Source organism: Streptomyces sp. NPDC107471, assembly GCF_055582845.1.
The window spans coordinates 622,690-642,707 of sequence record NZ_JBVJPC010000005.1 but is presented as its reverse complement, the minus strand read 5'-3'; the positions used below and the strand labels follow the sequence as shown (position 1 = coordinate 642,707).

Sequence of the window (20,018 nt, the reverse complement as noted above, 5' to 3'; positions counted from 1 at the left end):
GGCGCATAGGCCAATTGGGGGGCGTGGGGGCGGTTATCGACCTTGGGGCGGGGGCACACGTCCGGGTATGGGCTGGACGCACGACTACAGTGACGCGGCACGCAATCGACGCTCGGGCGCTGCTCTGAGCTCCCACCACCAGGGCGGTGCCCCGCAACTGGCGGGCGGCACCGACCTCAGGGTGGGCATTCCGCGCATCCTGCGCCGCCGGGCCCGCTGGGTCTCGGTGCGCCTGCGTCACCCCCGCGGCTGACGCGCCCGTCCCGCGGGACTTCTCACAGCGCGCAGCTATCGCTGTCCACCTGCTGGTTCGCGGTACGCCCCTTGGCGATGTCCTCCTGGATCTCGTCCGCGGTGAGCGCGTACCCGGTGTCGGGGTCGTCGAGCGACTTCGCGAAGACCACGCCGTACACCTTGCCCTCCGGGGTGAGCAGCGGGCCGCCGGAGTTGCCCTGGCGGACGGTGGCGTAGAGGGAGTAGACGTCGCGGTTCACGGTGCCGCGGTGGTAGATGTCCGGTCCGTGGGCGTCGATGCGCCCGCGTACGCGCGCGGAGCGGACGTCGTACGAGCCGTTCTCCGGGAAGCCCGCGACGATCGCGCTGTCCCCGCTGGCGGCGTCCTCGGACGTGAACCGAAGCGCGGGCGCGTCCAGGTCGGGCACGTCCAGTACGGCGATGTCGCGCCGCCAGTCGTAGAGGACGACCGTGGCGTCGTACTTCCTGCCCTCGCCGCCTATCTGGACCGTGGGCTCGTCGACGCCGCCGACGACGTGCGCGTTGGTCATGACGCGGCGGTCGCCGAAGACGAAGCCGGTGCCCTCCAGGACCTTGCCGCAACTCTGGGCGGTGCCCATGACCTTGACGATGGAGCGCTGGGCACGGACGGCGACCGCGCTGTTCACGAGCTTCGGGTCGGGCGGCTGGACCTCCTTGATGGGCTCGTTGGAGAACGGGCTGAAGACCTGCGGGAAGCCGTTCTGCGCGAGGACCGAGGTGAAGTCCTGGAACCAGGTGTCGGCCGCGCCCGGCAGCGCCTCCTGCACCCCGAGGAGCACCTTGGAGCTGCGGACCTCCTTGCCGACGGTCGGCATGGTGGTCTGGGCGAGCGCGGAGCCGATCAGCCAGGCGACCAGGAGCATCGCGAGGACGTTGACCAGGGCGCCGCCGGTCGCGTCCAGGGCGCGCGCCGGTGACCAGGTGATGTACCGGCGGAGCTTGTTGCCGAGGTGGGTGGTCAGGGCCTGGCCGATGGAGGCGCAGACGATGACGACGACCACGGCGACGACGGCGGCGACCGTGCCGACCTCCGCGTGGTCGGTCACGGCGTCCCAGACGACGGGGAGGGTGTAGACGGCGACTAGGCCGCCGCCCAGGAAACCGATCACCGACAGGATGCCGACGACGAAGCCCTGGCGGTAGCCGACGATCGCGAACCACACGGCGGCGACCAGCAACAGGATGTCCAGCACGTTCACCGGTTCGAGCCTCGCCTCATCACTTCGCGTTCACCACAGGTCGGCCGTCGGGGGCTGTCCCCGGGAAGACACAGCACGGACGCCACCCTGTCATGCGCGCCAGTCGAGCGGGACCTGCTTCTCGCGGTCCCAGGGCAGCTCCCAGCCCGCGAAGTGCAGGATCCGGTCGATGATCCCGGCGGTGAAGCCCCAGACGAGGGCCGATTCGACCAGGAATGCCGGACCTCGGTGCCCGCTGGGGTGGACGGTTGTCGCACGGTTGTCCGGATCCGTGAGATCCGCCACGGGGACCGTGAAGACGCGGGCCGTCTCGTTCGGGTCGACGACCCCGACCGGGGTCGGCTCGCGCCACCAGCCCAGCACCGGGGTCACCACGAAGCCGCTGACCGGGATGTACAGCTTGGGCAGCACGCCGAAGAGCTGGACGCCGGACGGGTCGAGGCCGGTCTCCTCCTCGGCCTCGCGCAGGGCGGCCCGGAGCGGCCCGTCGCCCTGCGGGTCACCGTCCTCCGGGTCGAGCGCGCCGCCCGGGAAGGACGGCTGCCCGGCGTGCGACCGCAGCGAACTCGCCCGCTCCATGAGCAGCAGTTCGGGTCCGCGCTCGCCCTCGCCGAACAGGACCAGCACGGCCGACTGCCGACCCGCGCCGTTCGCCGGCGGCAGGAAGCGACTGAGCTGGAGCGGCTCGACCGTCTCCGCGGCGTGCGCCACCGGGTCCAGCCAGCCCGGCAGGCCGTCCTTGCTGAGCGTCACGCCCTCCGTATGACTCGCCCGTGTCATCGCCACCCCCGTCGTCCTGCCCTGCCCAACGCCTGACGGGCCCTAGATCGTTCCACCGGGCCACCACGGACGCCGGGGCGCAACGTCCCGGTCCTGCCTGACGTCCTGGTCCTGCTCCGCGGTCCGGTTCTGCTTGACGTGCCGGACTGGTTCGGCGCCCCGGTCCGGCCCAGCGACCGCCCTCGCACGGGCACTTCCGCCGTACGGCAGCCCGGCGACCCCAGTTCACCCGGCCTGCCCGGCTCGTCCCCGGGGCGTGTCCCGGCCGTCCGTGCCGTCCCTGCCCTCACCCGGTGGCCCCCAGCGGCGGCGCGGCCTTGCCGCCCGCGTCCAGATAGGCCTGCGGGGGGTTCAGCCGCTGGCCCGGGAAGCCGCCCTTCTCGTACTTGAGGAGCTTCTGCGCCTTCTCGGGGTCCGTCTCGCCCTCGCCGTAGGCCGGGCAGAGCGGGGCGATGGGGCACGCGCCGCAGGCGGGCTTGCGGGCGTGGCAGATACGGCGGCCGTGCCAGATGACGTGATGCGACAGGTCGGTCCAGTCGCTCTTCGGGAAGAGCGCGGAGACGGCGGCCTCGATCTTGTCGGGCTCGGTCTCGTCGGTCCACTGCCAGCGCCTGACCAGCCGCATGAAGTGCGTGTCGGCGGTGATGCCGGGCCGCCCGAAGGCGTTGCCCAGGACGACGAAGGCGGTCTTGCGGCCCACACCGGGCAGCGTGACGAGGTCCTCCAGGCGCCCCGGCACCTCGCCGCCGAACGTCTCCACCAGCGCCTTGGAGAGCCCTATCACCGACTTGGTCTTGGCCCGGAAGAACCCGGTCGGCCGGAGGATCTCCTCGACCTCCTCGGGGTTGGCCGCGGCCAGGTCCTCTGGGGTCGGGTACTTGGCGAACAGCGCGGGGGTCGTCTGATTCACCCTCAGGTCGGTGGTCTGCGCGGACAGGACCGTCGCCACGATCAACTGGAAGGGGTTCTCGAAGTCCAACTCGGGGTGGGCGTACGGGTACACCTCCGCGAGCTCTCGGTTGATGCGCCGGGCGCGGCGGACGAGGGCGGTCCGTGACTCGTCCCTCGGCGGCTTCGCGGCGACCGCCTTGGTGGCCGACGCCTTCTTCACCGCGGCCGTCGCCTTCTTGGGGGCGACGGTCGCCTCCTTCACGGCGGCCGCCTTCCGCACGGGAGCCGCCTTCTTCGCCGTCTTCTTCGCCGAAGCCCTCTTCTCCACCGGAGCCTTCCCTGCCGCTTTTGCCGTTTTCCTGCCGCCCCCGGCGCCCTGTTCGCCCACAGCGGAATCGCGCCGTGCAACCACTCGCCCAGCCCCCTTGGCCTGTGCTCTCACCGGCGTTTTGGACACCCGGCCAGCCTAGAGCCCGGCACTGACATCCGCCCCGGACCCCGAAGACCGGCCCCCAATTGGACCCCTGCCGCTTACCCCGGGACATGTGTGCGGCATCCTTGTGACAGATCACACTGTTTGGACCGTCCGGCAAAATGGGCACCGGGTTCCCCTGGTACCAAGGGGGAACAAGATCCCCTGAGCAGGTCGACAAGGAGAGAACTCGTGGACGACGTTCTGCGGCGCAACCCGCTCTTCGCGGCACTCGACGACGAGCAGTCCGCGGAACTGCGCGCCTCCATGAGTGAGGTGACTCTCGCGCGTGGCGACTCCCTGTTCCATGAGGGCGACCCGGGCGACCGGCTCTACGCGGTCACCGAGGGCAAGGTGAAGCTCCACCGCACCTCCCCCGACGGCCGCGAGAACATGCTGGCCGTCCTCGGCCCCGGTGAACTCATCGGCGAGCTGTCGCTCTTCGACCCGGGCCCGCGCACGGCGACCGCCACCGCGCTGACCGAGGTCAAGCTGCTCGGCCTCGGCCACGGCGACCTCCAGCCCTGGCTGAGCGCGCGCCCCGAGGTGGCCTCCGCCCTGCTGCGCGCCATCGCGCGGCGTCTGCGCAGGACCAACGACCAGATGTCCGACCTGGTCTTCTCGGACGTGCCGGGTCGCGTGGCCCGCGCGCTGCTCGACCTCTCCCGCCGCTTCGGCGTGCAGTCCGAGGAGGGCATCCACGTCGTCCACGACCTCACGCAGGAGGAGCTGGCCCAGCTCGTCGGCGCCTCCCGCGAGACGGTCAACAAGGCCCTGGCGGACTTCGCCCAGCGCGGCTGGCTGCGCCTGGAGGCCCGCGCGGTGATCCTCCTGGACGTCGAGAGGCTCGCGAAGCGCTCCCGCTGAGCGCGGACCGTCGTACGACATCGAAGGGCCCTGCCGTGTGGCGGGGCCCTTGTCGTGTCCCCGGGGCGGGAGCCGGTCCCGGCGACGCTCATGATCGCCACTGCTGCCGCTCCCGCGGCACCCCGCTCCCCGCACGCCCGTTTCCCCCCGGTGACCACGTTCGGCCCCACACGGGCCGCCCAGGGCCGTAAATGAGCTGTTCCAGGGCCCGGCCCCGGGCACAGTGATCCCATGACCGCCGAAACAGTTCCTCCTCTCACCCCCAAGGGACTCGACGCCCAGGGGTACATCGAGCGCGAGGGCTCCCTCGGGCGGATCCCGGAGCCGTTCCGTCCGGTCGTCGCCGCCGCCCGCGACCGGGTGCTGGACCTGTTCGGGCCGAGGCTGCACAGCGCGTACCTGTACGGCTCCGTGCCGCGCGGCACCGCGCGCGTGGGCCGCAGCGACCTCGACCTCCTGCTCGCCCTGCGGGACGAACCGACCGACGCGGACCAGGAGGGTGTACGGGAGCTCGGGGAGGCGCTGGACAAGGAGTTCCCGCAGATCGACGGCGTCGGGACGCTGCTGTACAGCCGGGAGCTCCTGCTGAGCGACCCGGAACGCCACGACCTGGGCTGGTTCGTGGCCTGTCTGTGCACCCCGCTGCTCGGCGACGACCTGGCCGAGTACCTTCCGCGCTACCGCCCCGACTCGCTCCTGGCCCGCGAGACGAACGGCGACCTCGCCCTCCTGCTCCCCCGCTGGCGCGAACGGATCGAGACGGCGGACTCGGACGAGTCCCGGACTCGCCTGGTCCGCTTCATGTCGCGGCACCTGGTCCGCACCGCGTTCACCCTGGTCATGCCCCGCTGGAACGGCTGGACGAGCGATCTGGCGGAGATGGCGCAGGTCTTCGGCGCGTACTACCCCGAGCGCGCCGAGCAGCTACGGGCGGCGGCCGTCCTGGGCAGCGCCCCGGCCGCCGACATGGCCGTACTGCGCGCGTACGTCGACGATCTGGGCCCCTGGCTGGCGGACGAGTACGCGCGCGTGCACGGCGTGAAGGCTCCTAGATGAGCCCGTGCTCCTCCAGGTACTCGAGCTGCGCCCGCACCGACAGCTCGGCGGCGGGCCAGAGCGACCGGTCCACATCCGCGTACACGTGCTCCACGACGGCCTGGGGCGTCCGGTGTCCGTCCTCCACGGCCGTCTCCACCTGGGCGAGCCGATGGGCCCGGTGGGCGAGGTAGAACTCCACGGCCCCCTGGGCGTCCTCCAGGACGGGCCCGTGGCCCGGCAGGACGGTGTGGACGCCGTCGTCGACCGTCAGGGACCTCAGGCGGCGCAGGGAGTCCAGGTAGTCCCCCAGGCGGCCGTCGGGGTGGGCCACGACGGTCGTACCGCGCCCCAGGATGGTGTCACCGGTGACGACGGCCCGGTCGGCGGGGAGATGGAAGCACAGCGAGTCGGCGGTGTGCCCGGGCGTCGGGACCACGCGCAGCTCCAGCCCGCCGACCCGCACCACGTCCCCGGCGCCGAGCCCTTCGTCCCCCAGGCGCAGCGCGGGGTCCAGGGCCCGCACCCTGGTGCCCGTCAGGGCGGCGAAACGGGCGGCGCCCTCGGCGTGGTCGGGGTGGCCGTGGGTGAGCAGCGTGAGCGCGACCCGCTTGCCGGCGGCCTCGGCGGTGTCGACGACGGCCCGCAGATGCCCCTCGTCGAGCGGACCGGGATCGACGACGACCGCCAGTTCGGAGTCCGGCTCCGACAGGATCCAGGTGTTGGTGCCGTCCAGGGTCATCGCCGAGGCGTTGGGCGCTAGGACGTTGACGGCTCGCGCCGTGGCGGGGCCCGAGAGGACCCCGCCCCGTGGCTGGCCGGGGAGGGCTGCGGCGTCGGTCATGCGGGGGCTCCACCGGTCGGGATGTGTTTGGTGAACTCGTCGTGCCCCGGCCAGGAGAGCACGATCTCGCCGTCCACCAGCCGGGCCTGCGCGAGCACAGGGGTCAGGTCACGGTCGGGCGCGGCGGCGAGCGCTTCGGCGGCGGTGCCGTACGCGGTGAGCCGGCGCAGGGTGGCGATGGTGGGCGGCATCATCAGCAGCTCGCCCTTGTCGTAGCCCTCGCAGGCGTCCTGGGGTCGGATCCACACCGTGCGGTCGGCCTCGGTCGAGGCGTTGCGGGTGCGCTGACCCTCCGGGAGGGCGGCGACGAAGAACCACGTGTCGTAGCGGCGGGGTTCGAACTCGGGGGTGATCCAGCGCGTCCAGGCCCCGAGGAGATCCGACCGCAGCACGAGCCCCCGGCGCTCCAGGAACTCCGCGAAGGACAGCTCCCTGGCCACCAGGGCGGCCCGGTCCGCCTCCCAGTCCGCGCCCGTGGTGTCACCGACCACCGACTCGGCCGTCGGCCCGGCCAGCAGGACGCCGGCCTCCTCGTACGTCTCCCGCACGGCCGCGCAGACGATCGCCTGAGCCGTGGTCTCGTCCACCCCGAGCCGAGCCGCCCACCACGCGCGCGTGGGGCCCGCCCAGTGGACCTGGTGCTCGTCGTCGCGGGGGTCCACGCCACCGCCGGGGTAGGCGTACGCGCCACCGGCGAACGCCATGGAGGACCGTCTGCGCAGCATGTGCACGAAGGTCCCGGCCGGCCCGTCCTTCAGCAGCATCACGGTGGCGGCGCGCCTGGGCACGGCCGGCACGAGCGCGCCGTCCGCGAGCGCGCGGATACGGTCCGGCCATTCCGCTGGGTACCACTGCCCGTTTGCCATGGCCGGAGGCTAACTCCTGGGGCGCGGATGTTCGAGAGGGGCACCCATAGAGTGACGCGTGGGGTGGGTGCCCGTTGTGGCTGGTCGGGCGCCTGGGGGGGCAGGTTCGGTTGTGGGGCGGGTGCGGGCCGGTGGGGGCTGTTCGCGCAGTTCCCCGCGCCCCTGCGGAGTTGCAGTCGGCCGAGGAGTTGAGTCAGCCGTGCCACGACGGACCCCTTGTCACCTCGCCCGCCCGGACGGGCGCCGCAGGGGTCCAGGGGCGCGGGGAACTGCGCGAAACGCCCGCCCCCACCGAACCCGCAGCCGTACGACGACCCCGCCCGCCCAAACACCGCAGGCTTACTCGGAAGCCAGCTCCACCTGGACCTCGACCTCGACCGGCGCGTCCAGCGGCAGCACCGCCACGCCCACCGCGCTGCGCGCGTGCACGCCCTTGTCGCCGAGCACCTCGCCCAGGAGCTCGCTCGCGCCGTTGATCACACCCGGCTGTCCCGTGAAGTCCGAGGCCGACGCCACGAACCCCACGACCTTCACCACCCGGGCGATCCGGTCGAGATCACCGGCCACGGACTTCACCGCCGCCAGCGCGTTCAGCGCACACGTGCGGGCCAGCGCCTTCGCCTCGTCGGCCGTGACCTCCGCGCCCACCTTCCCGGTGACCGGAAGCTTGCCCTCGACCATGGGGAGCTGCCCCGAGGTGTACACGTACACCCCCGACTGCACGGCCGGCTGGTACGCGGCCAGCGGCGGCACGACCTCCGGCAGCGTCAGCCCCAGCTCCGCGAGGCGCGCCTCGATGGCCCCGCTCACGCCGCCTTCTCCCGCTTCAGGTACGCCACGAGCTGCTCGGGGTTGTTCGGCCCGGGCACGACCTGCACGAGCTCCCACCCGTCCTCGCCCCAGGTGTCCAGAATCTGCTTCGTGGCGTGGACGAGCAGCGGCACGGTCGCGTATTCCCACTTCTTGGTCATGCGGCCGACTTTAGCCGCTGCTCACCGCGGGCTTTCAGCCGCTGCGTCCACAGCCGGTGCCCGCGTTGTCCACAGCCTCCTGCTTAGGTTCCCCGCCGACTGGTTACGCTCGAATACGTGAGCAGGCTCCAGGTCGTCAGCGGCAAGGGCGGGACCGGAAAGACGACGGTCGCCGCAGCCCTCGCGCTGGCCCTCGCCACCGAGGGGAAGCGGACGCTTCTCGTCGAGGTGGAGGGTCGCCAGGGAATCGCGCAGCTCTTCGAAACGGAGGCGCTGCCCTACGAGGAGCGGAAGATCGCCGTCGCTCCAGGGGGCGGGGAGGTGTACGCACTGGCCATCGACCCCGAACTGGCCCTTCTGGACTACCTCCAGATGTTCTACAAACTCGGCGGAGCGGGACGCGCCCTGAAGAAGCTCGGCGCGATCGACTTCGCGACCACCATCGCGCCCGGCCTCAGGGACGTCCTCCTGACGGGCAAGGCGTGCGAGGCGGTCCGCCGCAAGGGCAAGTCGGGCCGCTTCGTCTACGACTACGTCGTGATGGACGCACCCCCCACCGGCCGTATCACCCGCTTCCTGAACGTCAACGACGAGGTCGCGGGACTCGCCAAGATCGGCCCGATACACAATCAGGCGCAGGCCGTGATGCGGGTGCTGAAGTCCGAGGAGACGGCCGTCCACCTGGTGACGCTCCTGGAGGAGATGCCCGTCCAGGAGACCGCGGACGGCATCGCCGAGCTGCGGGCCGCCCACCTCCCGGTCGGCCGGATCGTGGTGAACATGGTGCGCCCGGAGGTGTTGGACGGCACCGACCTGGAACTCGTGGGGACCACACAGCGTTCCGCGGTGGCGAAGGCACTGTCCTCGGTCGGACTCGGCGGCGCCCGCCGCGGGGGCAACGCCGAGAAGCTGGTCGACCCGCTGATCCAGCAGGCCGAGGAGTACGCCGAGCGGTACGCCCTGGAGCACGAACAGCGCTCGGTCCTCGGCGAGCTGGGGCTGCCGCTGCACGAACTGCCCCTGCTGACCGAGGGCATGGACCTGGCGGGTCTGTACGAACTGGCCACCGAGCTGCGGAAGCAGGGGATGTCATGAGCCCGGACGCCGACGCGCAGGACCGGCACCGCCGTCTTACTCCCGCCCCCGTGCTCGATCTCGATCCGCTGATCGACGATCCGGGCACCCGCATCGTGGTGTGCTGCGGCTCGGGCGGCGTCGGCAAGACCACGACCGCGGCGGCTCTCGGGCTGCGGGCCGCCGAGCGGGGCCGCAAGGTCGTCGTCCTCACCATCGACCCGGCCCGCCGGCTCGCCCAGTCGATGGGCATCGACTCGCTGGACAACGTCCCGCGCCGGGTGAAGGGCCTCGACGACTCCGCGAGCGGCGAGCTGCACGCGATGATGCTCGACATGAAGCGCACCTTCGACGAGATCGTCGAGGCGCACGCGGACGCCGAGCGGGCGGCCGCGATCCTGAACAACCCCTTCTACCAGTCGCTCTCGGCGGGCTTCGCGGGCACGCAGGAGTACATGGCGATGGAGAAGCTCGGGCAGTTGCGGGCCCGGGACGAGTGGGACCTGATCGTCGTCGACACGCCGCCCTCGCGCTCCGCCCTCGACTTCCTGGACGCGCCGAAGCGGCTCGGCTCCTTCCTCGACGGACGGCTCATCCGGCTGCTCACCGCCCCGGCCAAGCTCGGCGGCCGCGCGGGGATGAAGTTCCTGAACGTCGGGATGTCGATGATGACCGGCACCCTCGGCAAGCTGCTGGGCGGTCAACTCCTCAAGGACGTCCAGACGTTCGTCGCGGCGATGGACACCACCTTCGGCGGGTTCCGCACGCGCGCGGACGCGACGTACAAGCTGCTCCAGGCGCCCGGGACGGCGTTCCTGGTGGTGGCGGCCCCGGAGCGGGACGCGCTGCGCGAGGCCGCGTACTTCGTGGAGCGGCTGGCCGCGGAGCGCATGCCCCTCGCCGGCCTGGTGCTGAACCGGGTGCACGGCAGCGGCGCCGACCGGCTCTCGGCCGAGCGGGCGCTCGCCGCCGCGGAGAACCTCGAGGCCGCGGAAAATCTTGAAGAGCCCCGCATTGTCGATCAGGAGGGTGGGAAAGCTGGACTTCGTAACTCTCCCGACACGTACGGCAGTTCAGAATCTCCCGCTTCCGAGGCCCCGGTTCCTGACGAAGGCTCCCCCGCCGACCCGGAGAACGCAGACTCGAAGCGCACGGAGCAGGAGCGGTCCGCCCCGTCGGCTGACCGGTCCGTCGACCAGCTCACCGCAGGCCTGCTGAGGCTGCATGCCGACCGTATGCACCTGCTCTCCCGCGAGCAGCGCACGCGTGACCGCTTCACCGCGCTCCACCCCGAGGTGGCGGTGGCCGAAGTGGCCGCGCTACCCGGGGACGTGCACGACCTCGCGGGGTTGCGGGACATCGGCAACCGGCTCGCGGCCGGGCGGCCGGAGCTGCCCGAGACCGCCGTCGACTGATCCGAGTCGACCAACTTGAGTCGGTTGACCCGAATCGGCTGACCTGGGTCGGCTGATTCGAGGGGTCACCTCCTCAGCAGGAGTGTGTCCCCCTCAGCAGGGGGACGTCCCTCTCAGGGGGCGTCGCCCCGCTCAGCTCACCGCCGCGTAGTTCTCGTAGATCTCGTCGTCCTCGAGGGGCAGGATGCCGACCCCTCGCTCGTACTCGACGCGCGCCGTCTCCAGCAGCCTGCGCCACGACGTCACCGTCGGCCGCCGGCGCAGCAGGGCGCGACGCTCGCGCTCTGTCATGCCTCCCCACACGCCGAACTCGACGCGGTTGTCCAGCGCGTCGGCGAGGCACTCCGTGCGCACCGGACATCCGGTGCACACCGCCTTCGCCCGGTTCTGCGCTGCTCCTTGAACGAACAGTTCATCCGGATCGGTAGTGCGGCAGGCCGCCTGCGCACTCCAGTCGACTACCCAGCCCATACCGGCGCCGTCCTCTCCCGAATCGAGGCTCCCCCACGGCGGCAGCGGCATATTCACCGCCGCCAGTTGAGGACGTTACGGAAGGCAGGCACAGCGCAACACCCCCTTCGGGCCCAATCTTGAATGGCCCGAACGGACTATGCGTAAGCGGCAGATCACCCGGGGGAGTGAGCCCGCGACATACATGACTATCCCGGCAAACCAGGACACTTGTCTTGCGTCACAACGGGCACCTAATGACACACGAGGCGGATTCGGACACGCCCCCACCAAAAAGTCGGGGAACCTCCGGAACGATTCGGGGTCGCCGGACGTATTGATACGTGGCCCTACTGCTGTGACAGTTGAGAGCAGCTTAGGCCAACGCCTGTGCGCGTGTCCGGCGAATGGGAAGGTAGGGCGCTCCTGCCGTCATGCCCGCTCCGACGCGGTCGTGTCCTTTTCCGTCGCCATGCCGTGACACGGGCTCCCTCTGAACGCTCATGAGTACGGATTAGGCTGCCCCCTATGTCGAAGAAGCGCTCGGGCGGCGGTCTGTCACCCACGCAGCAGGCCGCCAAGTTCCTCGGTGTCAGTGTCCTCGCGGGAGCGGTGATGGCCGGCATCGCACTGCCCGCGGCCGGCGCGCTCGGGCTCGCGGCCAAGGGGTCGGTGGAGAGTTTCGACGAACTCCCCACCAACCTGAAGACCCCGCCGCTGAGCCAGCGCACCACCATCCTCGACAGCGCGGGCGGCACCATCGCCACGGTGTACTCACGCGACCGCACGGTGGTCGACCTCAAGGACATGTCGCCGTACATGCAGAAGGCGATCGTCGCGATCGAGGACTCGCGCTTCTACCAGCACGGCGCGGTCGACCTGAAGGGCGTCCTGCGCGCGCTCAACAAGAACGCGCAGAGCGGCGGGGTCGCCCAGGGCGCCTCCACGCTGACGCAGCAGCTCGTGAAGAACGTCGCGGTGGAGGAGGCCGGTGACGACCCGACGAAGGTCGCCGAGGCCACCCAGCAGACCATCGGCCGCAAGATCCGCGAGCTGAAGTACGCGATCCAGCTCGAAGAGGAACTGGGCAAGAAGAAGATCCTCGAGAACTACCTGAACATCACCTTCTTCGGCCAGCAGGCGTACGGCGTCGAGGCCGCCGCCCAGCGCTACTTCTCGCGGCACGCCAAGGACCTCAACCTGGAGCAGTCGGCGCTGCTCGCGGGCATCGTCCAGTCCCCGAGCCGCTACGACCCCGTCAACGACGAGGCCGAGGCGACCAAGCGGCGCAACACCGTGCTCCAGCGCATGGCCGAGGTCGGTGACGTCTCCCAGGCGGACGCCGACAAGGCCAAGGAGCAGCCGCTGGGCCTCAAGGTCAGCAAGCCGAAGAACGGCTGCATCACCGCGGTCAAGGGCGCCGGCTTCTTCTGCGACTACGTCCGCGAGGTCTTCCTGACCAACCCGGTCTTCGGCAAGAGCAAGGAGGCCCGGGCCAAGGTCTGGAACCAGGGCGGTCTGACGATCCGCACCACCATGGACCCGCAGGCCCAGAGGTCGGTGCAGAGCTCCATCAAGGAGCACGTCTACCAGGACGACGACGTGGCCACCGCGGCCACCATCGTGCAGCCCGGCACCGGCAAGATCCTGGCGATGGGCCAGTCGCGGCCGTACGGCATCAACAACAAGAAGAACGAGACGACGATCAACCTCTCGGTCAACGGGTCCATGGGCGGCGGAGCGGGCTACCAGCCCGGTTCGACGTTCAAGCCGATCGTGGCCGCGGCCGCCATAGAGGGCGGGATGCCGGCGACGAAGGTGTACCCCTCGCCGTACGAGATGGACTACCCGGCCCCGGTCCAGGCCTGCGACGGCAAGGTGTGGAACGAGAAGGGCGTGCCGGTCGCCAACGAGAACGAGTCCGAGGTCGGCCCGTACGACATGAAGGAGGCGACCGCCAAGTCGGTCAACACCTACTACGTGCAGTTGATCAGCGACATCGGTATCTGCCCGGTGACGGAGATGGCCGCGAAGATGGGCGTCGAGCGCGCGGACGGCGGCAAGATCCAGCAGGCCCCGTCGATCGCCCTGGGCACCCAGGAGATGTCCCCGCTGACCATGGCGAACGCGTACGCGACCTTCGCCTCGCGCGGCATGTACTGCACCCCGGTGGCCATCGAGTCGATCACCCAGCGGGTCGGTGACAAGTCGAAGTCCCTGCGGGTGCCGAAGTCGACCTGCTCGCGGGCGATGTCGGAGAACACCGCCGACACCATCAACACGCTCCTCAAGGGCGTGGTCGAGGACGGCACGGGCTCCGAGGCGGGCCTCGGCGGCGGCCGCGCCAGCGCGGGCAAGACCGGTACGACCGACGAGCGCTACGCGGCCTGGTTCGTGGGCTACACCCCGAACATGGCCGGCGCGGTCTGGGTCGGCGACCCCGCGCACAAGCGCAAGATGCAGAACATCACCATCGGTGGCGTCGGATACCAGAAGGTGTTCGGTGGCAAGGTCCCCGGCCCGATCTGGCGCGACATGATGAGCGGCGCGCTGGAGGGCAAGGACGCCCCGCAGTTCAACACCGTCTACATCCCGGACATGAAGAAGGAAGACCCCGACAAGGGCGACGACGGGGACAACGGCGACAACCGCGGGAACGACAACGGCGGGAACGGCAACGGCGGCAACGACAACGGTGGGAACAACGGCGGAGACGACGGCAACACCGACTTCCCGACGCCGACCTTCTCGATCCCGGAGAACTTCATCCAGGGCACGACCAACGGGAACGGCAACGGGGGCGGGCGCGGCTGACGCCCACAGGCCCACGTGACGGACGACAGGCGCACGTGACAGACGACAGGCCCACGTGACGGACGAGAGCCCGGCCCCGCGCAGTACGCGGGACCGGGCTCTCGTACGACTGTCGGTCTCCGGACTCAGCCGGCCAGGCGCTTCTTCACCGCGGCGGCGACGCGGCCGCCCTCGGCCAGGCCGGCCACCTTCGGGTTCACGATCTTCATGACGGCACCCATGGCCCGCGGGCCCTCGGCACCGGCCGCCTTCGCCTCCTCGACGGCCTGGGCCACGATGTCGTTCAGCTCGTCGTCGCTGAGCTGCTTGGGCAGGTACTCGGCGAGGACCCCGCCCTCCGCCTTCTCCCGCTCCGCGGACTCCGCGCGACCGCCCTGGGCGAAGGCGTCCGCGGCCTCACGGCGCTTCTTCGCCTCCTTGGCGATCACCTTCAGCACCTCGGCGTCGGAGAGCTCGCGCTTCTCCTTGCCCGCGACCTCCTCGTTGGTGATCGCGGCGAGCGTCATCCGGAGCGTCGAGGAGCGCAGCTCGTCGCGCCCCTTGATCGCGGCGTTGAGGTCTTCCTGCAGCTTCGACTTGAGCGTGGTCATGGGGGTGATTGTCGCAGGTGCGGGTCGATGGGCGCCCGCGCATTTACCCCGAGGGCGGCCGACGGTCAAGGATGCCGCAACGATCTGACACGATGGAGGCATGCGCGCGCGATACGGAGTTCCCCTGGGAATCGCGGCGGTTGGCGCCGCCGGCCTCGTCTACTCGGCGGGTTTCGAAGCCCGTTCCTTCCGGCTGCGACGAGTGACGGTCCCCGTCCTGCCGTCCGGCATGCGGCCCCTGAGAGTGCTCCAGGTCTCCGACATCCACATGGTCGGCGGCCAGCGCAAGAAGCAGCGGTGGCTGCGCTCGCTGGCGGGCCTGCGCCCCGACTTCGTGATCAACACGGGCGATAACCTCTCGGACCCGGAGGCCGTGCCGGAGGTCCTGGACGCGCTGGGCCCGCTGATGGAGTTCCCGGGCGCGTACGTCTTCGGCTCGAACGACTACTACGGCCCCACGTTCCGCAACCCCGCCCGCTATCTGTACGAGAAGGCCCAGGGCCGCCACGGCCTGAACGGCAACGCCCCCGCCGTACGAGTCATCCACAACCCGTGGGAGAACCTGCGGGACGGCTTCGACGCGGCCGGCTGGCAGAACCTCACGAACACGCGGGGCATGCTGAAGATCGAGGGTGCGTCGGTCGAGCTGACCGGCCTGGACGACCCGCACATCAAGCGGGACCGCTACGCCGAGGTGGCCGGGGGCCCGTCGGGCGGGGCCGACTTCTCGATGGGCGTGGTGCACGCGCCGTATCTGCGCGCGCTGGACGCGTTCGCCGCCGACGGCTACCCGCTGATCCTGGCCGGCCACACCCACGGCGGCCAGCTCTGCCTCCCCTTCTACGGCGCTTTCGTCACCAACTGCGACCTGGACACCGACCGGGTGAAGGGCCTGTCCCGGCACACCGCGGAGGGCAGGACGTCGTACCTGCACGTGTCGGCGGGCTGCGGCACGAGCCGCTACACGCCGGTGCGGTTCGCGTGCCCGCCGGAGGTGACGTTGATGACGTTGGTGAGCGGGGGTTGAGGGGTGGGCGACTGAGTGGGGGGCGGGTGGGCCAATCGGCGGGTGAGCTAATCGGCGGGTTGGCTCTGAGGTCGGCGGGCTGAGAGGTGCGCGGGCCGAGAGGTGTGCGAAGGGCGGCGTTAACCCACCCAGCCCACCCGAATCGCCCCTTATGTCGGTTTTGCCTACCGTGAGGGCATGACCGCGCCGATACCGAGGGACCTCCCGGACCTCCCCGCTCTCCCGGGCATGCCCACCTTCCTGCCCTCGACCGTCCCTGCCACGGCGGTGGTGGCTCCCGTACGCCACCCCCTGGCCGCCGCCTACCGCGTCCTGGTGGCACTGGTGGCCGCGGGAACCGTGACCGTCGAGCTGCTCCTGAGCAGCGCGGTCCGCACCCTGAGCCTCTTCGCGATCCAGAGCACGATCCTGCTGGCGCTGGTGCTCCTGCTGTCGGCCCGCAGGGCATGGACCGCCCGCCGCCCCCTGTCGTCCGCCCTGACGGGCGCGGCGCTGCTGTACGTCGTGATCACGGCGCTGGTGCACCACGTGCTGCTGGCGAACGCGGCGAGCCCCTTCCTCCTGACGGGCGAGGCGGCGCACCCGACGGGCTGGCACGCGGTGACCGCCCACCTCCTGCACACGGCGATCCCCGCGGCGGCACTGGCTGACTGGCTCCTGCTGACGCCCCCCGGCCGCCTGCACCTGCGCCAGGCGGCGACGTGGCTCCTGTACCCCTTGGCGTACCTGCTGTTCTCCTTCATCCGAGGCGAACTGATCCCGCCGGGCACACCGGGCCGCTACCTCTACCCCTTCCTGGACGTGGACCTCCACGGCTACAAGAACGTCCTCGGCAACGCCCTCCTGCTCGGCCTCTCCTTCTACGCCCTCGCGATCCTCCTGGTCGCCCTCGACCACGCCCGCCCGAACCCCATCCGCCACCGCGCCAAAACCGGATTTCGTCTCCAGCCACCGGTGGGCTAAAGTAAACGACGTCGCCGCGACGAGCAGCGACGATCGGGGTGTAGCGCAGCTTGGCAGCGCGCTTCGTTCGGGACGAAGAGGTCGTGGGTTCAAATCCCGCCACCCCGACAGCCGAAACAGCAGGTGAGGCACCTAGGAACGTTCCTAGGTGCCTCACCTGTTTCTGCGTGACTGACGCGTCGGATCGAATCTGCTTCCGGTGGACCTGCCCGGTGAACGCCGTACCGGAGTGCTCGACGAGCGAGCCGGAGGATTTCCTCCAGCGGGATGCTTCGGCCGTAGAGCAGGGACACGAAGCCTCATGGGGTGTGGTTCAGCCAGCGTTGCAGGGTGGTGTTGATGCCGGCGGGCAGGGCGCTGAGTTGGTTGATGGCCTCGCGGTCCTCGGGGCGTGGGGGGATGCCGGCAGTGGTCAGCGCGGCGTGCAGGGCCAGGCGGCGCTGGTCGCGGGGGGCGATGAGCGTGCTGAGGCGCTCGGAGGGGTTGGGCGGCGGGAGCAGGTAGTCCATGTCCGGACCTGCTGAGGCGGCGACCGGAGGCCAGGGGGCCTGTGCCGGGTCGGCGGCGTAGGGGTCGACGAAGGTCTGCGCCGTGTGGTGTTCCAGAGCGATGGTCATGTCCGTCTCCTCCAGCAGCGGGTGGATGTGCGTAGGGAGAGCCCTCCATGTCCGTCGGCGGTTGCGGCTTCCGGATGACATCACGCCGACGGCGTCATCGGCGGCTCATCGTCTTCTCCGACCAACACAGCAGCACGCGGGCCGCGCGTGCCCAGCCGCCGTAGGGGATTGGCGTCGGGGGGCTGTTACGCACTTTCGGGTGGCGGGCGGTGCGGCTGCTGGGGTGGCGCGTCCTGGCGATCGCGGCGGGCGGCCAGGGCCTGTACGGAGGGTTCGTGTGGTGGGGCGTCAACTTCGCGCATACGGCGCATGAATGGACGTTACAGGCGAGAGTCACGACAACATGGGCGAACGGTAACGGAGCGCCCGTATCGGGTTCACAACCCGCACGTGGTGGCCATGGTGTGAGTGCGCGGCCAAGCCGGCCGCAACCCGCACACCGCACCAGCCCGTTCCGCCCGGCCATAGGGTCGGGGCCGAGGACGGCCGGGTGCCCGTACAGCCTGGGGGCCTTGTGTCTTCTTCCACGGTGACCGCCCGTCGTCTGTCCGCCGCCGCTCTCGCGGCCGCCGCGATCGTCGGGGCGGTGGCGCTGCCGGCGTCGGCGGCCGACCACGCCCGGCCCGAGCGGCCGAAGGTGGAGATCAGCGCGGTCCAGTACGACTCGCCCGGCCCCGAGGACCGCTCGCGGCGTTCGCTGAACAAGGAGTGGGTGGAGCTCACCAACACCACGCGCCGCACCGTCAACCTCGACGGCTGGACCCTGAAGAACGGGGACGGCCGCACCTACACCTTCAACCACTACCGCCTCGACGGCCGCGCCACCGTCCGCATCCACACCGGCGAGGGCCGCGACACCGACAGCGACCTGTACATGGACCGCCACAACTACGTGTGGGACAACCACTCCGACACCGCCACCCTGCGCAACGACCACGGCCGCTTCGTCGACGACGCCTCCTGGGGCGGCCGCCACCACCGCGACGGTGGCCGCCACCACCACTGACCCCTCGTGACGGCGAGGGCGTAGGGCGTGGTCCGGCCGGTCCGGCCTGCCGGGCCACGCGCTGAGCCCCGCGGACGCTCCTCGCTCTCACAAATACGGCTGTGGCCCTGACCGGCTTACCGGTCAGGGCCGCGGCCGCGCTCAGTCACCTGAGCCTCTCAAGCTGTCCAGGTCGCCGCCCCGCCACTCCGGCCAGGGCCTGGACCAGGTCTTGACGACTACGAAGAGGCTTCTGCAACTTGGAGTTGATCGCGTGCTCGTGCTCGTCACGGGCGGACGCGGTAGCGGATGTGGGTGGCCTGCGGAGTGTCGATCACCTGGACGATCTCCAACTCGATCTCTGACGGCAACACGTCGAACAGGCGACGGCCACGTCCGAGGAGCACCGGGATCTGATGGATCTGCACCTCATCCAGCACCCCGGCCTCGAGCGCCCGTTGCGCCGTGTACGCGCCACGCACCTGTACGTCCTTGCCGCCGGCTGCAGCCTTGGCCTGTGCCATCGCGCTCTCGATCCCATCGGTCACGTACGTCACCAGTGGATAACCCCAGCGAGCGGCAGGCCCGGGCGGGCGGTGGCTGGGCACGAAGATCGGGAGACCGCCGTGGTCGCCACCCCAGTGATCCATGAGCTCGGCAGTCCGCCGTCCCGCGAGCACCGCACCGGCCGCATTCCATTCGTCCTGGAATTGCGCAGCCGGCCCGGACGGCCGGCCGGTCTCCCCGTCAGGGTCGGCCCACTTGTGCAGCCGCTCGCCGTCATCGCCGCCGAGGAAATCGTCGGTGTCTGCGATGTACCCGTCGAGTGACACCGACATGTCGAGCACTGATCTGGACACTTCGACCTCCTGTGGGCTTCCTCCAGAACTGGTTTCGATGTGTGTAGACCTGGCGGGTCGGCGTTACTCATCGGGCTGCCGGCCACCCACCGAGACCAACCCCGATGACCAGGCATTTTCAACTTACACATCGCCCATTCGTCGCCAGCGGAGGAACGGGCCGGATCTGTCCTCTGGTGGGGGGCGCGGCGGGCGCCACAGGACATACCCCACGCCGTCTATCACCCGACGTACGGACCGCGTGCGCCCTCATCGAATGACTTCGCCGCCTCCGCGCCCTGCTCGGCATCCGCTGTGTGTCCGACGCTGGAGGCCCGGACATGAAGCGAACCAACGGGAGGGGTACACCGTGGGTGAGTGGAAGCAAGGGAAGTGCGGTTGGCCGACGGCGGCCGGGAGGCGTTGTCAGAACAAGACGCTTAAGGGGACGGCACGTTGCTACCTGCATCAGGGTGACTGGACGAAGCGTGGCCAAGCCGAACTCAAGAAGCGTGCCGGCAGGCGTCGCAGGAAGTGATCCGCTCACTGTGCGGAGGCTCCAGGTGAGTTTGCTCGAGTGGGGAGTCCCGAGCGGAGGGATGCATTTGGATTGGGAAGGTGAGCAGGAGGCGTTACGTTGCCCGGGGTGTGCCCGGTGGTTATCGGGTCTGGGACAACCGGGGGCGGCGTTGGTGGGGTGAGCTCTACGCGTTGTGCCCTGATGACCTCCTGAGCGAACTCAATGGTCGTGCGGACCACGCGAGGATCACTGAGCTGATGAAGCGCTACCGGGCCCAGAAGCGGTAGATGCCGCCAGGGCGGGACACCGCGGCCGTAGCGCTCAGTCCAGCCAGATGAGCATCGCGTCGTTCGCCCCGGCAGCCGCCGTGCCCAGTCCAGTTGGCCAGGCTCGCTCACGGTGTGTTGTAGTGACGCGCCTCGGCTCCTGGGATCAGTCCGGGTCTTGGACCGCCCGGCCCTGGGACGAGGCCACTGGCAATGAGCTCGGTTCAGGGGCCTGATCCGTTTCGGACCGGGCCCCT

The 20,018-nt window shown here is 70.3% G+C and carries 21 protein-coding genes and 1 tRNA gene; 11 read left to right on the top strand and 11 right to left on the bottom strand.

Annotated elements, in window-relative coordinates; genetic code table 11:
* Positions 1 to 67: 67 nt before the first annotated feature.
* Entirely contained in the window at positions 68 to 253 is a 186-nt protein-coding gene (locus tag ACZ66S_RS20425; protein WP_356462429.1) for a hypothetical protein, read from the top strand.
* A gap of 22 nt (positions 254 to 275) precedes the next feature.
* Here ACZ66S_RS20425 and ACZ66S_RS20420 read toward each other — a convergent pair whose 3' ends face one another.
* The 3 genes from ACZ66S_RS20420 to nth all read right to left on the bottom strand — a co-directional run bounded on the left by ACZ66S_RS20420 (position 276) and on the right by nth (position 3,474).
* Positions 276 to 1,475, bottom strand: a complete 1,200-nt coding sequence (locus tag ACZ66S_RS20420; protein WP_469902897.1) for a MarP family serine protease — start codon at positions 1,473 to 1,475, stop codon at positions 276 to 278.
* A gap of 90 nt (positions 1,476 to 1,565) precedes the next feature.
* The gene (locus tag ACZ66S_RS20415) at positions 1,566 to 2,255 is read right to left on the bottom strand and encodes an NUDIX hydrolase (protein ID WP_469902896.1); all 690 of its coding nucleotides are present in this window, start codon (positions 2,253 to 2,255) and stop codon (positions 1,566 to 1,568) included.
* A gap of 286 nt (positions 2,256 to 2,541) precedes the next feature.
* On the bottom strand, positions 2,542 to 3,474 hold the full coding sequence (nth, locus tag ACZ66S_RS20410) for an endonuclease III (protein ID WP_469902895.1): 933 nt from the start codon (positions 3,472 to 3,474) through the stop codon (positions 2,542 to 2,544).
* A 336-nt stretch (positions 3,475 to 3,810) separates the two neighbouring features.
* On the opposite strand from nth, the gene ACZ66S_RS20405 reads away from it, so the two are divergent.
* Together ACZ66S_RS20405 and ACZ66S_RS20400 are read left to right on the top strand one after the other, a co-directional pair.
* Complete coding sequence (locus ACZ66S_RS20405) at positions 3,811 to 4,485, top strand: Crp/Fnr family transcriptional regulator (protein WP_007383667.1); 675 nt, start codon at positions 3,811 to 3,813, stop codon at positions 4,483 to 4,485.
* 231 nt (positions 4,486 to 4,716) lie between these two features.
* Positions 4,717 to 5,541: a nucleotidyltransferase domain-containing protein gene (locus tag ACZ66S_RS20400; RefSeq protein WP_469902894.1), complete on the top strand. Its 825-nt coding sequence runs from the start codon at positions 4,717 to 4,719 to the stop codon at positions 5,539 to 5,541.
* On the opposite strand, the gene ACZ66S_RS20395 is transcribed toward ACZ66S_RS20400, so the two are convergent.
* The 4 genes from ACZ66S_RS20395 to ACZ66S_RS20380 all read right to left on the bottom strand — a co-directional run bounded on the left by ACZ66S_RS20395 (position 5,534) and on the right by ACZ66S_RS20380 (position 8,201).
* The gene (locus tag ACZ66S_RS20395; protein ID WP_469902893.1) at positions 5,534 to 6,364 is read right to left on the bottom strand and encodes an MBL fold metallo-hydrolase; all 831 of its coding nucleotides are present in this window, start codon (positions 6,362 to 6,364) and stop codon (positions 5,534 to 5,536) included. The two genes, ACZ66S_RS20400 and ACZ66S_RS20395, sit on opposite strands and share 8 nt — an antisense overlap.
* Positions 6,361 to 7,230: an NUDIX hydrolase gene (locus tag ACZ66S_RS20390; RefSeq protein WP_469902892.1), complete on the bottom strand. Its 870-nt coding sequence runs from the start codon at positions 7,228 to 7,230 to the stop codon at positions 6,361 to 6,363. Before ACZ66S_RS20390 ends, ACZ66S_RS20395 begins: the two co-directional genes overlap by 4 nt.
* A 339-nt stretch (positions 7,231 to 7,569) precedes the next feature.
* On the bottom strand, positions 7,570 to 8,040 hold the full coding sequence (locus tag ACZ66S_RS20385) for a RidA family protein (RefSeq protein ID WP_469902891.1): 471 nt from the start codon (positions 8,038 to 8,040) through the stop codon (positions 7,570 to 7,572).
* Entirely contained in the window at positions 8,037 to 8,201 is a 165-nt protein-coding gene (locus ACZ66S_RS20380) for a DUF4177 domain-containing protein (RefSeq protein WP_007383662.1), read from the bottom strand. Before ACZ66S_RS20380 ends, ACZ66S_RS20385 begins: the two co-directional genes overlap by 4 nt.
* Positions 8,202 to 8,318: 117 nt before the next feature.
* Between ACZ66S_RS20380 and bagA the strand changes: the two genes are divergently transcribed.
* Together bagA and bagB are read left to right on the top strand one after the other, a co-directional pair.
* Complete coding sequence (gene bagA / locus ACZ66S_RS20375) at positions 8,319 to 9,296, top strand: ATPase BagA (protein WP_469902890.1); 978 nt, start codon at positions 8,319 to 8,321, stop codon at positions 9,294 to 9,296.
* Positions 9,293 to 10,690: an ATPase BagB gene (gene bagB / locus ACZ66S_RS20370; protein ID WP_469902889.1), complete on the top strand. Its 1,398-nt coding sequence runs from the start codon at positions 9,293 to 9,295 to the stop codon at positions 10,688 to 10,690. Before bagA ends, bagB begins: the two co-directional genes overlap by 4 nt.
* 132 nt (positions 10,691 to 10,822) lie before the next feature.
* On the opposite strand, the gene wblA is transcribed toward bagB, so the two are convergent.
* Positions 10,823 to 11,161, bottom strand: coding sequence for a transcriptional regulator WblA (gene wblA, locus ACZ66S_RS20365; protein ID WP_030324083.1), 339 nt, complete (start codon positions 11,159 to 11,161; stop codon positions 10,823 to 10,825).
* Between the two features lie 507 nt (positions 11,162 to 11,668).
* On the opposite strand from wblA, the gene ACZ66S_RS20360 reads away from it, so the two are divergent.
* The gene (locus ACZ66S_RS20360; RefSeq protein ID WP_469902888.1) at positions 11,669 to 13,954 is read left to right on the top strand and encodes a transglycosylase domain-containing protein; all 2,286 of its coding nucleotides are present in this window, start codon (positions 11,669 to 11,671) and stop codon (positions 13,952 to 13,954) included.
* Between the two features lie 125 nt (positions 13,955 to 14,079).
* Here the strand turns inward: ACZ66S_RS20360 and ACZ66S_RS20355 are convergent, their stop codons facing one another.
* A complete protein-coding gene (locus tag ACZ66S_RS20355; protein WP_469902887.1) occupies positions 14,080 to 14,544 on the bottom strand; it encodes a GatB/YqeY domain-containing protein in 465 nt (154 codons plus the stop codon).
* Positions 14,545 to 14,644: 100 nt separating this feature from the next.
* On the opposite strand from ACZ66S_RS20355, the gene ACZ66S_RS20350 reads away from it, so the two are divergent.
* From ACZ66S_RS20350 to ACZ66S_RS20340, 3 genes are all read left to right on the top strand, one after another.
* Positions 14,645 to 15,571 carry a metallophosphoesterase gene (locus ACZ66S_RS20350; RefSeq protein ID WP_469902886.1) on the top strand — a complete coding sequence of 309 codons (927 nt, stop codon included), beginning with the start codon at positions 14,645 to 14,647 and terminating at the stop codon, positions 15,569 to 15,571.
* Positions 15,572 to 15,748: 177 nt separating this feature from the next.
* Positions 15,749 to 16,534 (top strand): Pr6Pr family membrane protein, encoded by a 786-nt coding sequence (locus ACZ66S_RS20345; protein WP_469902885.1) that lies wholly within the window; start codon positions 15,749 to 15,751, stop codon positions 16,532 to 16,534.
* A gap of 34 nt (positions 16,535 to 16,568) precedes the next feature.
* Positions 16,569 to 16,642: transfer RNA gene (locus ACZ66S_RS20340), tRNA-Pro, on the top strand.
* A gap of 191 nt (positions 16,643 to 16,833) precedes the next feature.
* On the opposite strand, the gene ACZ66S_RS20335 is transcribed toward ACZ66S_RS20340, so the two are convergent.
* Complete coding sequence (locus tag ACZ66S_RS20335; protein ID WP_469902884.1) at positions 16,834 to 17,151, bottom strand: hypothetical protein; 318 nt, start codon at positions 17,149 to 17,151, stop codon at positions 16,834 to 16,836.
* Between the two features lie 529 nt (positions 17,152 to 17,680).
* Between ACZ66S_RS20335 and ACZ66S_RS20330 the strand changes: the two genes are divergently transcribed.
* Entirely contained in the window at positions 17,681 to 18,157 is a 477-nt protein-coding gene (locus ACZ66S_RS20330; protein WP_469902883.1) for a lamin tail domain-containing protein, read from the top strand.
* Between the two features lie 266 nt (positions 18,158 to 18,423).
* Here ACZ66S_RS20330 and ACZ66S_RS20325 read toward each other — a convergent pair whose 3' ends face one another.
* Positions 18,424 to 18,996, bottom strand: a complete 573-nt coding sequence (locus ACZ66S_RS20325; RefSeq protein ID WP_469902882.1) for a dihydrofolate reductase family protein — start codon at positions 18,994 to 18,996, stop codon at positions 18,424 to 18,426.
* Positions 18,997 to 19,593: 597 nt separating this feature from the next.
* Between ACZ66S_RS20325 and ACZ66S_RS20320 the strand changes: the two genes are divergently transcribed.
* Entirely contained in the window at positions 19,594 to 19,782 is a 189-nt protein-coding gene (locus ACZ66S_RS20320; protein WP_469902881.1) for a hypothetical protein, read from the top strand.
* Positions 19,783 to 20,018 lie beyond the last annotated feature (236 nt).

What these genes read in the sequence shown, in the direction of transcription:
- bagB (WP_469902889.1), top strand. Translation starts at nt 9,293, where the DNA reads ATGAGCCCGGACGCCGACGCGCAGGACCGGCACCGCCGTCTTACTCCC.
- ACZ66S_RS20355 (WP_469902887.1), bottom strand. Translation starts at nt 14,544, where the DNA reads ATGACCACGCTCAAGTCGAAGCTGCAGGAAGACCTCAACGCCGCGATC.
- ACZ66S_RS20390 (WP_469902892.1), bottom strand. Translation starts at nt 7,230, where the DNA reads ATGGCAAACGGGCAGTGGTACCCAGCGGAATGGCCGGACCGTATCCGC.
- wblA (WP_030324083.1), bottom strand. Translation starts at nt 11,161, where the DNA reads ATGGGCTGGGTAGTCGACTGGAGTGCGCAGGCGGCCTGCCGCACTACC.
- ACZ66S_RS20350 (WP_469902886.1), top strand. Translation starts at nt 14,645, where the DNA reads ATGCGCGCGCGATACGGAGTTCCCCTGGGAATCGCGGCGGTTGGCGCC.
- ACZ66S_RS20380 (WP_007383662.1), bottom strand. Translation starts at nt 8,201, where the DNA reads ATGACCAAGAAGTGGGAATACGCGACCGTGCCGCTGCTCGTCCACGCC.
- ACZ66S_RS20425 (WP_356462429.1), top strand. Translation starts at nt 68, where the DNA reads ATGGGCTGGACGCACGACTACAGTGACGCGGCACGCAATCGACGCTCG.
- ACZ66S_RS20395 (WP_469902893.1), bottom strand. Translation starts at nt 6,364, where the DNA reads ATGACCGACGCCGCAGCCCTCCCCGGCCAGCCACGGGGCGGGGTCCTC.
- ACZ66S_RS20400 (WP_469902894.1), top strand. Translation starts at nt 4,717, where the DNA reads ATGACCGCCGAAACAGTTCCTCCTCTCACCCCCAAGGGACTCGACGCC.
- ACZ66S_RS20335 (WP_469902884.1), bottom strand. Translation starts at nt 17,151, where the DNA reads ATGACCATCGCTCTGGAACACCACACGGCGCAGACCTTCGTCGACCCC.
- ACZ66S_RS20345 (WP_469902885.1), top strand. Translation starts at nt 15,749, where the DNA reads ATGACCGCGCCGATACCGAGGGACCTCCCGGACCTCCCCGCTCTCCCG.
- ACZ66S_RS20360 (WP_469902888.1), top strand. Translation starts at nt 11,669, where the DNA reads ATGTCGAAGAAGCGCTCGGGCGGCGGTCTGTCACCCACGCAGCAGGCC.
- ACZ66S_RS20415 (WP_469902896.1), bottom strand. Translation starts at nt 2,255, where the DNA reads ATGACACGGGCGAGTCATACGGAGGGCGTGACGCTCAGCAAGGACGGC.